This window comes from Actinoplanes philippinensis, assembly GCF_900113015.1.
Taxonomy (GTDB): domain Bacteria; phylum Actinomycetota; class Actinomycetes; order Mycobacteriales; family Micromonosporaceae; genus Actinoplanes; species Actinoplanes philippinensis.
On record NZ_FONV01000031.1, the window covers coordinates 50,306 to 60,413 of the forward strand.

Annotated in this window: 11 protein-coding genes; 7 read left to right on the forward strand and 4 right to left on the reverse strand. The window is 71.1% G+C overall.

Annotated features, from left to right (window positions below; genetic code table 11):
* Nucleotides 1-99 precede the first annotated feature (99 nt).
* From hppD to BM290_RS44665, 5 genes are all read left to right on the forward strand, one after another.
* Nucleotides 100-1,305: a 4-hydroxyphenylpyruvate dioxygenase gene (hppD, locus tag BM290_RS44645; RefSeq protein ID WP_093622080.1), complete on the forward strand. Its 1,206-nt coding sequence runs from the start codon at nt 100-102 to the stop codon at nt 1,303-1,305.
* Nucleotides 1,305-2,501, forward strand: a complete 1,197-nt coding sequence (locus tag BM290_RS44650) for a homogentisate 1,2-dioxygenase (protein ID WP_093622081.1) — start codon at nt 1,305-1,307, stop codon at nt 2,499-2,501. The genes hppD and BM290_RS44650 overlap by 1 nt, the downstream gene beginning before the upstream one ends.
* Entirely contained in the window at nt 2,498-3,247 is a 750-nt protein-coding gene (locus BM290_RS44655; protein ID WP_093622082.1) for a hypothetical protein, read from the forward strand. The genes BM290_RS44650 and BM290_RS44655 overlap by 4 nt, the downstream gene beginning before the upstream one ends.
* A complete protein-coding gene (gene fahA, locus BM290_RS44660) occupies nt 3,244-4,440 on the forward strand; it encodes a fumarylacetoacetase (RefSeq protein WP_093622083.1) in 1,197 nt (398 codons plus the stop codon). The genes BM290_RS44655 and fahA overlap by 4 nt, the downstream gene beginning before the upstream one ends.
* 166 nt (nt 4,441-4,606) lie before the next feature.
* Nucleotides 4,607-5,188 (forward strand): DUF3455 domain-containing protein, encoded by a 582-nt coding sequence (locus BM290_RS44665; RefSeq protein WP_093622084.1) that lies wholly within the window; start codon nt 4,607-4,609, stop codon nt 5,186-5,188.
* Nucleotides 5,189-5,240: 52 nt separating this feature from the next.
* On the opposite strand, the gene BM290_RS44670 is transcribed toward BM290_RS44665, so the two are convergent.
* The 4 genes from BM290_RS44670 to BM290_RS50905 form a co-directional block, all read right to left on the reverse strand.
* Nucleotides 5,241-5,768 carry a snapalysin family zinc-dependent metalloprotease gene (locus BM290_RS44670; RefSeq protein ID WP_093622085.1) on the reverse strand — a complete coding sequence of 176 codons (528 nt, stop codon included), beginning with the start codon at nt 5,766-5,768 and terminating at the stop codon, nt 5,241-5,243.
* Between the two features lie 173 nt (nt 5,769-5,941).
* Entirely contained in the window at nt 5,942-6,541 is a 600-nt protein-coding gene (locus tag BM290_RS44675; protein ID WP_143134190.1) for a hypothetical protein, read from the reverse strand.
* A gap of 70 nt (nt 6,542-6,611) precedes the next feature.
* Nucleotides 6,612-7,259 (reverse strand): response regulator, encoded by a 648-nt coding sequence (locus BM290_RS44680; protein ID WP_093622087.1) that lies wholly within the window; start codon nt 7,257-7,259, stop codon nt 6,612-6,614.
* Nucleotides 7,223-9,130 (reverse strand): sensor histidine kinase, encoded by a 1,908-nt coding sequence (locus BM290_RS50905; RefSeq protein WP_143134191.1) that lies wholly within the window; start codon nt 9,128-9,130, stop codon nt 7,223-7,225. Before BM290_RS50905 ends, BM290_RS44680 begins: the two co-directional genes overlap by 37 nt.
* A 135-nt stretch (nt 9,131-9,265) precedes the next feature.
* On the opposite strand from BM290_RS50905, the gene BM290_RS44690 reads away from it, so the two are divergent.
* The gene (locus BM290_RS44690; protein ID WP_143134192.1) at nt 9,266-9,748 is read left to right on the forward strand and encodes a DUF4265 domain-containing protein; all 483 of its coding nucleotides are present in this window, start codon (nt 9,266-9,268) and stop codon (nt 9,746-9,748) included.
* An 18-nt stretch (nt 9,749-9,766) separates the two neighbouring features.
* Nucleotides 9,767-10,018 (forward strand): hypothetical protein, encoded by a 252-nt coding sequence (locus BM290_RS44695; RefSeq protein WP_093622090.1) that lies wholly within the window; start codon nt 9,767-9,769, stop codon nt 10,016-10,018.
* The last annotated feature ends 90 nt before the right edge of the window (nt 10,019-10,108 follow it).

The window sequence follows — 10,108 nt, forward strand, 5'->3', positions numbered from 1 at the left end:
TGATCTGAGCAATCTGCCCGGCGAAATCTCCACTTGTTGTGCAGTGACCGGCGTCTCGTAAAGCTGGGGGCATCAGCAAGGCCGCTGAAGGGAGCGCCGATGTCCGTCAACGAGACGCTGACCAGCGAGGAACGCCTCGCGGAGCTTGATCTCGACACCCTCAAGCAGCTCGTCGGGCTCGTCGAGTACGACTCCGCCGGCGACCCGTTCCCGGTGACCGGGTGGGACGCGATCGTGTGGGCGGTCGGCAACGCCACCCAGACCGCGCACTTCTTCCGGTCCGCCTTCGGGATGGAGCTGATCGCCTACTCCGGCCCGGAGAACGGCAACCGCGACCACATGTCGTACGTGCTGAAGAGCGGCGCCATCCGGTTCGTGATCAACGGTGGCGTCGACCCGGACAGCCCGGTCATCGCCCACCACGCGGTGCACGGCGACGGCATCACCGACATCGCCCTGACCGTTCCGGACGTGGACAAGTGCATCGAGCACGCCCGCGCACAGGGCGCCACCATCCTCGAGGAGCCGCACGACGTCTCCGACGAGCACGGCACGGTCCGGACGGCCGCCATCGCCGCCTACGGGGACACCCGCCACACCCTGGTCGACCGGCGGCACTACTCCGGCCCGTACCTCCCCGGTTATGTCGCCCGGACCACGACGCACCGTAAGCGGCCCGGGGCGCCGAAGCGCATCTTCCAGGCTCTCGACCACATCGTCGGCAACGTCGAGCTGGGCGCCATGGACCAGTGGGTGGACTTCTACAACCGGGTCATGGGCTTCACGAACATGGCCGAGTTCATCGGCGACGACATCGCCACCGACTACTCGGCGCTCATGTCGAAGGTCGTCGCGTCCGGCAACCACCGGGTCAAGTTCCCGCTGAACGAGCCGGCGATGGGCAAGAAGAAGTCGCAGATCGACGAGTACCTGGAGTTCTACCGCGGGCCGGGTGCGCAACACCTGGCGCTGGCCACCAACGACATCCTCGGCGCGGTCGACGCCCTGGTCGAGGAGGGTGTCGAGTTCCTCGCCACGCCGGACTCCTATTACCAGGACCCGGAGCTGCGGGCCCGGATCGGTGAGGTGCGGGTGCCGATCGAGGAGCTGCAGAAGCGCGGCATCCTGGTGGACCGGGACGAGGACGGTTATCTGCTGCAGATCTTCACCAAGCCGATCGGTGACCGGCCTACCGTGTTCTTCGAGCTGATCGAGCGGCACGGGTCGCTCGGGTTCGGCAAGGGCAACTTCAAGGCCCTGTTCGAGGCCATCGAGCGGGAGCAGGCGAAACGCGGGAACTTCTGATGGCGCACTACCAACGAATGGGCAACGTGCCGGCCAAGCGGCACACCCAGCACCGCGACCCGGACGGCAAGCTCTACTACGAGGAGCTGATGGGCGAGGAGGGGTTCTCCTCCGACTCGTCGCTGCTCTACCACCGGCACGTGCCGTCGGCGGTCGCCGGCGCGCGGATCTGGCAGCTGCCGGATCAGGCGACCGAGGCGAACCAGCCACTGCTGCCCCGGCACCTGCGCCTGCACGAGCTCTTCGACGGCGAGGAGTGGAAGTCGTGCGACGCGGTCCGGGACCGGCGGCTGGTCCTCGGCAACGCCGACGTGCGGATCGGGTACGTGGTGGCCGGCACCGCGTCACCGCTGTACCGCAACGCCACCGGTGACGAGTGCGTCTACGTGGAGGCCGGCGCCGGAACGGTCGAGACGGTCTTCGGCGATCTGGAGGTGGGCGCGGGCGACTACGTCATCCTGCCGCGGGCCACCACGCACCGGTGGGCGCCGGCCGGGGACGCGCCGTTGCGGCTCTACACGATCGAGGCGAACAGCCACATCGCGCCGCCGAAGCGGTACCTCTCCCGGTACGGCCAGTTCCTCGAACACGCGCCGTACTGCGAACGCGATCTGCGTACCCCCGATGCCCCTCATGTCGTGGAGGGGGAGAACGTCGAGGTCTACATCAAGCATCGCGGTGACGGGCCGGCCGGGCTCGCCGGGACCGTGCACGTCCTGCCGCACCACCCGTTCGACGTGGTCGGCTGGGACGGCTGCCTGTACCCCTACGCGTTCAACATCGCCGACTTCGAGCCGATCACCGGCCGGGTCCACCAGCCGCCGCCGGTGCACCAGGTCTTCGAGGGCAACAACTTCGTGATCTGCAACTTCGTGCCGCGCAAGGTCGACTACCACCCGCTGGCCGTGCCGGTGCCGTACTACCACTCGAACGTCGACAGCGACGAGGTCATGTTCTACGTGGGCGGTGACTACGAGGCGCGTAAGGGGTCGGGGATCAACGTCGGGTCGGTGTCGCTGCACCCGGGCGGGCACTCGCACGGGCCGCAGCCGCGCGCCATCGAGGGCAGCCTCGGCGCCGAACGGTTCGACGAGCTGGCCGTCATGGTCGACACGTTCCGGCCGCTGGGGCTCGGTGAGGCCGGCCGGCTCTGCGACGACGGTGTCTACGCCTGGACCTGGGCACGGAACTCGTGAGCACCCTGTTCGCGGGGTTGTTCGACGACGCGGCGATCTTCCCGCCGGGCAACGTGCCGATGGCCGAGGCGGTGGCCGCCCATCGGGCCCGGCAGGGGTCGCCGCTGGTCGGGCCGTTCGTGTGCTCGCTGGCTCGCTTCGACGAACTGGCCTCCTGCACGGGCGGGGCCCCGCTGCGCGTGTCGCTCGTGCTGCCGGGGCCGGTCGACGCCCTGCCCGCGGCCGGCGGCGTCGAGATCGTGGCGGTGGAGGGACCTTCGCTCGGCCGCGGGGCGCTCACGACGTACGTCGAGATCCCGTGCGTGGAGGTCACCGCGACGCGCGTCGCGGCCCTGCGCGAGGCCGGCCTGCGATTGAAGATCAGGACCGGTGGGGTACGCGCGGACGCGTTCCCGAGGGAGCGCGAGCTGGCTGGCGCGATCTGGGCGGCGGTGCGCGGCGGCCTCGCGTTCAAGCTGACCGCCGGCCTGCACGACCCGATCCGTCATCGAGACCCGGTGACCGGTTTCGAACACCACGGCTTTCTCAACGTGCTGCTCGCCACCGCACGTGCCCTGCAGGGTTACGAGATCGAGCGGGCGCTCGCCGACCAGGACGGCGACCGGGTCGCGGCCGCGGTCGCCGGGATCGACGACGTGCTGGCCAAGGCGGTCCGGCACCATTTCATCAGCTTCGGCACCTGCAGCATCGACGAGCCGGCAGCCGGGCTGCGACGCTACGGACTCATCTCGGAGGCAGCGCTGTGACATGGCTCGACATCCCGGCCGGCCATCCGTTCGGCGTCGCCGCCCTACCCTACGGGGTGTTCAGCACACCCGCCGACCCGCACCCGCGGACCGGTGTCGCGATCGGTGACCAGGTCATCGACCTGCCCGCCACGGTCCGCCGGCTGGCCCCGTCGCTGGCCGGCGCGGTCGCCGGGCCGTCGCTCGACGCGCTGCTCGCCGCCGGGCCGGACGTCTGGGCGGAACTGCGTGACCTGCTGACCGTCTGGGTCACCGACGAGGTGCACCGGTCTCATCTCGTGGTCCGGGACGACGCGATCATGCACCTGCCGTTCACCGTCGCCGACTACGTCGACTTCTACGCCTCCGAGGAGCACGCCACCAACCTGGGCCGGATGTTCCGTCCCGACCAGGCGCCGCTCACCCCGAACTGGAAGCACCTGCCGATCGGCTACCACGGCCGGGCGGGCACTGTCGTCGTGTCCGGAACCGACATCACCCGGCCGAGCGGCCAGCGCCGCAGCCCGGACGGCGAGATCACCTTCGGCCCGTCCCGCCGGCTCGACATCGAAGCCGAGCTCGGTTACGTGGTCGGCATCGGCTCGGCCCTCGGCGAGCCGGTCGAGCTGGGCGCCTTCGACCGGCACGTGTTCGGGGTGTGCCTGGTCAACGACTGGTCCGCCCGCGACATCCAGGCCTGGGAGTACGTTCCGCTCGGCCCGTTCCTCGGCAAGAGCTTCGCCACGTCGATCTCCCCGTGGATCCTGCCGCTGGCCGCGCTCGACCACGCCCGGGTCGCCCCGCCGGAGCGGACCGTGCCGCTGCTGCCGTACCTCGACGACGAGAAGGCGCAGCCGTGGGGTTTCGACATCCGCCTGGAGATCAGCCTCAACGGGCACGTCGTGTCGCGGCCGTCGTTCGCCGGCATGTACTGGACCGGCGCGCAGATGCTCGCCCACATGACCGCCAACGGCGCCTCGCTGCGCACCGGCGACCTGTTCGCCTCCGGCACGATCAGCGGCGGCTCACCGGGCTGCCTCATCGAGCTGAGCTGGAACGGCACGAACCCGGTCGACCTGCCGGACGGCTCGCGGCGAACCTTCCTCGCCGACGGCGACGAGGTGGTGATCACGGCGACCGCGCCAGGGCCGGGCGGCTCGATCGTGGGACTCGGTGCGGTGGCCGGCCGGGTCCGTCCGTCCCTCGCCGGGTGAACGATCGATCAAATACTGATTGATCTCGAACCGTTCGCGGCTCGGGTCCGTGTCATGTCGCGACGGTGGGCAGCTTCCGCCCGCCGCCGCCATGACGGTCGGCAGCTCCGCCACCGTCGAACGACGGTGGGCCGCTCCGCCCACCCGAGCAGGCAGGGGAAAAGTCATGCTCACCACCCGTTCCCGGATCAGTGCTGTCGCCGTCGCCGCGGCGATCGGCGCGGCCACCGTGGCGAGCCCCGCGCTCGCCGGGGTGCACACCGACAGCGTGGAGGCCAGCTCCCGTCAGGTCGGCGTTCCGCTGATCGCCAAGGAGATCCGGCCGCCGGCCGGGTCCAAGCTGGTCGGGGCGTACATCGTCGTCAGCGGCACCCAGACCTACACCTGCGCGGTTCCGGAGGGCGCGGCGACCGGCGTGTTCACCGGCACCCCGTCGGTGCCGGAGGCTCAGCTCATCGGCACCGGCGGCCGCATTCACCACTTCGGCGGCCCGACCTGGCAGTCGCTGCGGGACGGCTCGCTGGTCACCGCGTCGCGAGCGGCGGGCGTGAACGTCGACGGCGCCATCCCGGAGCTGCTGCTCAAGGTCGAGACCCACTCCGGCAAGGGCGTTCTCAGCCGGGCCGACTACATCAACCGGCTGCGCACGTCCGGTGGCGTCGCCCCGTCCGGCAGCTGCACCGCGGGGCAGAAGGCGTCCGTTCCGTACGGCTCGATCTATGTCTTCTGGGACGCCCCGGCGTCCTGAGAAATCGATGCGGGACGGCCCGGAGGCACTTTCGCCTCCGGGCCGTTTCTGCTCACCGCCAGGCGAAGACCTGCGGGGGTACGGCCACCGCGCTCGCGAAGTTGCTGTTCACGGTGCGCGCCTCGGTGGCGTTCGGGTTCGCGTTGGTGCAGCTCACCGGGGCGCTGCTGCCGGACATCAGGTCGGCGCACAGCCCCGTGCGCCGGTCCGGCAGACCGAGGATGTGACCGAACTCGTGCGCCGAGATCCGCGGCGGATGGTAGCCCTGGTTGACCGCCTGGCGGCCCATGTACCAGTAGCCGTTGCCGAGCGAGCTGGAGTAGGTGCGCGGCCAGCCGTTGTCGGCGTAGATCCGGATGTTCGGCGTGCGGCCGGCGGTCACCGGGAGCAGCCGAACGTTGGTGACGCTGTTGTTCCAGATCTGCGCGCCCTGGTCGACGACGGCCTTGAACTCCTGGGCCTGGCTGGCGTCGTAGTACAGGACTCGGGGGGCCGCGGTGGCGGGGGTGGCGGTGACCACCTGGACGCCGCCGAGGGCGAGAACGGCGAAGACGGCCGCCGCGATCTTGCGGAGCAGCATGGCTTCCTCCGGGGGAACGGGGGTAAGGACACCACCTTTCTATCGAGAAACATCGATTGAATCGGCATATCGGATGTGCCCTCTGCCGGGCGTGATGCTCCCGGCAGCGTCGCGTTGCAGAAACCGGACGAGGGCCGGCATTCGGGGGAGCGTGATGATCCGTCAGGTGCGCTCTAGTACTCCCGGCAGGTCCAGGAGACCTTTCCGCTGATGGCGTCGCCGGGCAGGCCGCCTTCGCCGGTTTTCGCGAGTTTCGTGAACGTCCACGACCCGCCGCCCTTGCCGTCGGTGACGGCCTTGGAGGCGGTGCTGTCCGGCCATGTGCCGTAGACGGTGTTGTCGATCGCGATGCTCGGGCGCGAACCGGGCGCGACGAGCTGGTCCTTCGGGTAGGCGCCGGGGCCGGTGTAGTCGGCGATCCACATCTCCACGGTGATGTCGTGGCCGGTGACGGGGCCGTCGAGCAGGCCGGCTGTCAGGAATTGTCTCTCGGCGGTGCCCCGGGCGTACTCGGCGCACGTCTTGAGGAAGTGGGCGCCGCCGGAGGGGGCGAGCGCGGTCATCGAGCCCTGGACGGTGACGGCTCCGGTGATGTCGAAGGTGAGGGTGAGTTCCGGACCGAGGGTGGCTTTGACCTCGTCGGAGATCTCGCTGCCGGGAGGGCCGTAGTCGTAGATCGGGCCCTGGCCGGCCTCGGCGGCGCCGCACGCGGTGAGGGTGGCGAGCGCCAGGGTGGCCATCAGGGCCGAGGCGGTCCGTCGAGCGCTGAACATGGTGTCACTCCTTGTCTGACCTGTGCGGACAGCATGCGGAGGGCCACCAAAGGATCGCCAAAGACGCCGGTCAGCCGGCGTTGAGGTAGGTGAGGACGGCCATCACCCGGCGGTTGTCGTCGTCGGACGGGGGCAGGCCGAGTTTCGTGAAGATGGCGGCGATGTGTTTGCTGACCGCGCTGTCGCTGAGGAAGAGGCGCTGGGCGATGGCCGTGTTGGAGCGGCCCTGGGCCATCAGTTCGAGGACCTCGCGTTCGCGGGCGGTGAGGCGGGACAGCGGGGTGGCGGGGCCACCGGCGGCCAGCAGCTTGGCGATGACCTGCGGGTCCATGGCGGTTCCGCCGGCGGCGACCCGGCGGACCGCGTCGGTGAACTGGTCGCCGTTGAGGACGCGGTCCTTGAGCAGGTAGCCGACCGCGCCGGCGCCGTCGGCGAGCAGCTCGCGGGCGTAGAGCTGTTCGACGTGGGCGGAGAGCACCAGGATCGGCAGGCCGGGGGTGGCGCGGCGGGCTTCGAGGGCGATCTGCAGGCCTTCGTCGGTGAAGGTGGGTGGCAGGCGGACGTCGACGACGGCCACGTCGGGGCGGTGCCGGGTGAGGGCGTCGCGCAGGGACGGACCGTCCGCGACGGCGGCGGCGATGGTGAAGCCGTGGGTTTCGAGGAGCAGGGCGAGGCCGTCCCTCAGGAGGTGGAGGTCTTCGGCGAGGACAACGCGCACGGCACCTCCATGATCACTACGGTGGGGCCGCCGGGTGGGCTGTGCAGGGTCACCGTGCCGTCGAAGGCGCCGAGTCGTCGCATGATGCCGCGCAGGCCGGTGCCGGTGGACGGGTCGGCGCCGCCGGGGCCGTCGTCGGTGACCACCATACGCAGCAGCCCGTCCTGGTGGCGGAGGGTGAGGGTGACGGTGGAGGCGACGCGGGCGGCGTTGGCGAGGGTCTCGCAGACCGAGAAGTAGACGGCGGATTCGACGGCCGGTTCCAGACGGCCGGGCAGGTCGGTGTCGACGGTGACCGGCAGCGGCGTGTCGAGGGCGATGGCGCGGACGGCGTCGGTGAGCCCGCGTTCGGCCAGGACCGGCGGGTGGATGCCGCGGACCAGGTCGCGGAGCTCGGCGAGGGCGGCCGCGGAGGTCTCCTGCGCCTGGGCGAGCAGGCGGCGGGCGCGTGCCGGGTCGGTCTCCATGAGCCGCGCGACGGCGCCGAGCCCGAGGCCGACGGCGACGAGCCGGGCCTGGGCGCCGTCGTGCAGGTCGCGTTCGATCCGGCGCAGCTCGGCGGCGGCCGCGTCGGCGGTGACGGCGCGGCTGCTGTTCAGCTCGGTGACCCGGCCGGCGAGCACGGTGCCGACGGTGGGGCGCAGCAGGAGGGTGTCCCACCAGGTGCGGGCGCGGGTGAGCGGGGCCGCGAGGGCCAGGCCGAGCAGGGTGAGGGCGAGGCCGGCCGGGATGCTGGCCCAGCCGGGGACGGCGGAGGGGACCACACCGCCCAGTTGCAGGGCGTGCCACAGGTAGAACGGGGTGATCCAGTAGCCGGTGGCCAGGCCGATCGGCACCGCCCACGGCGCCCAGCTGAGCGGCTGCCAGACCAGGCCGAAGAAGCCGGCGCCGATCAGGACGGCGGGAAGCAGCGAGAGCGGCGCCCCGAGCAGGGCACTCCAGGCCCACAGCTGGTCGCGCCAGGTGGCCGGGTCGTGGCTGACCCATCGGTGGCGCTGGAGGCTGATCGCGAAGTCGGGTTCGACGTAGAGGGTGCGACCGTGCCGGTAGTTGCCGTCCTCGTCGGGGGCCGGCGGCGGCGGGAGCGGGCGGTACGGGCTGGGCAGGTCCACGCCGGTCCAGCGATGCGCCTGACGACGATAGATTTCGGTCATCGGGCGGGTGAGGGTGGTGGCCCAGAGGAGCAGGCCGCCCCACGACAGGATGGTGGCGGCGAGCGTCAGCACGGCTCCGCCGAGGGCCGCCAGGTGCAGGCCGGCCAAGCCGCCGAGGCGCCAGCAGGCGGTCCGGGCGCGGCTGGTCCGGCCGGTGCGGGCGGGACCGGCCGGTGTCCGCAGAAGCACGTCGGCGCTTCGCCCGTACCACCGCAGGGAAGTGGGCGCGACCAGGAACGCAGCGGTGACCGCGACGCCTGCCGCGAGCCATCCCCACGGCCCGGCGCGCAGCGCCAGGAGGCCCGCCGCGATCAGCGCGGGCGGCAGCAGCAGCGGAATCGCGGCGGTGACCGGGGCGAGCAGCAGCCAGCGCAGGTCGCGGGCGACGCCCGGATCGTTCCCGTAGTGATCGAAAGTAGACATCCAGCGGGCGGTGCGCGGGGACCGGTAGAGGGTGACGCCGTGCCGGTACCAGCCGTCGGCACGCGGGCGCGGGACGGGCAGCGGCGTCGGCGGGACGTCCGGCACGGTGGCGCCGGCCCAGCGCCGGGCGAGCCGTCGCCCGAACGCGACGAGCCGCTGCTGTCCGGCGACTGCCGCGGGGAACGGCACGACGAGCGTCAGGGAGATCAACATCAGGAGGGCGTACGTGACTCCCGCGGCCGTGACCAGCAGGAGGCATGCACACCGTAGCGCGGCGAGCGCGTAGCGGTTCATGACCCGAGTCTTCGCCGCGGCGCCCGCCAGCACATGCCAGCAGGGTACCGAGCACGGTGGAGACAACTACACCTTCACTGGACAATTTGTCCTATATGATCGGGTTTGGCAGCTACCGCGGGTTTGGATTTCTACATGCGATACATCGTGCACGAGGCGCCGCTGCGCCGAGCCCCGTCGAACATCACCGCCATGATCGACCTGGAGCCGTTCGGGCTGCCCGGCGAGATGGAGCAGGTCTGGATCACACCCCCGTCCGGCACCACCGCGGCGATGGCGTGCGTCCCGTTCCGCGCCTACGGCCTGGCCCTCAACGACGTCGTCGGGCTGGACACCCACCGGCGCCGGGTGCGGCGGCTGCTCCGCTCCTCCGGTCACCAGGCCTTCCGCCTGCACTTCTCCCGCTGCTCCGAAGAGGAGGCGGCGATCCTGCGGGACGGGGTGGAGGCGACCGTCGAGCGGATGGGCCTGGGCTGCGAGTGGAGCGGCGACCGGCACGTGGTGATCGACGTGCCGCCGGGCGTCGAACTCGACCCGCTGGAGCCGGTGATCCGCGATCACGTGGACACCGGCCGCGCGTCCTGGGAGTGGGGCCATGTCGAGCCCTTCCGGATCTGACCACCGCGGGCGCCCCTGATGGCGATCACCGCGTTCGTGCGGGAGTGGCACGACGACGAGGGCTGGGGCGTGCTCGACTCGACCGAGACGCCGGGCGGATGCTGGGCGCATCGCGGCAACGCGGCGGTCCGGGGCTACGCGACGTTCACCGCGGGCCAGGAGATCCGGCTCGAGTTCGAGGCCGCCGGCCAGGACGGCTACGCCTTCCGCGCCTTCCGTTTCTGGCCGGCCGACGAAACCCCCGGCCACACCGCGGAACCGGCAGGCTAGTGTGCTGCGCCGGAAATTCGCCTCATAAGTAGGTGTAGCGTGGCGGGATGCCAAGGACTGGACGTCCCACTGCCCCATTGACGCTGTCAG

What these genes read in the sequence shown, in the direction of transcription:
- BM290_RS50905 (WP_143134191.1), bottom strand. Translation starts at nt 9,130, where the DNA reads ATGAACCGCTACGCGCTCGCCGCGCTACGGTGTGCATGCCTCCTGCTG.
- BM290_RS44690 (WP_143134192.1), top strand. Translation starts at nt 9,266, where the DNA reads ATGCGATACATCGTGCACGAGGCGCCGCTGCGCCGAGCCCCGTCGAAC.
- BM290_RS44675 (WP_143134190.1), bottom strand. Translation starts at nt 6,541, where the DNA reads ATGTTCAGCGCTCGACGGACCGCCTCGGCCCTGATGGCCACCCTGGCG.
- hppD (WP_093622080.1), top strand. Translation starts at nt 100, where the DNA reads ATGTCCGTCAACGAGACGCTGACCAGCGAGGAACGCCTCGCGGAGCTT.
- BM290_RS44650 (WP_093622081.1), top strand. Translation starts at nt 1,305, where the DNA reads ATGGCGCACTACCAACGAATGGGCAACGTGCCGGCCAAGCGGCACACC.
- BM290_RS44695 (WP_093622090.1), top strand. Translation starts at nt 9,767, where the DNA reads ATGGCGATCACCGCGTTCGTGCGGGAGTGGCACGACGACGAGGGCTGG.
- BM290_RS44665 (WP_093622084.1), top strand. Translation starts at nt 4,607, where the DNA reads ATGCTCACCACCCGTTCCCGGATCAGTGCTGTCGCCGTCGCCGCGGCG.
- BM290_RS44670 (WP_093622085.1), bottom strand. Translation starts at nt 5,768, where the DNA reads ATGCTGCTCCGCAAGATCGCGGCGGCCGTCTTCGCCGTTCTCGCCCTC.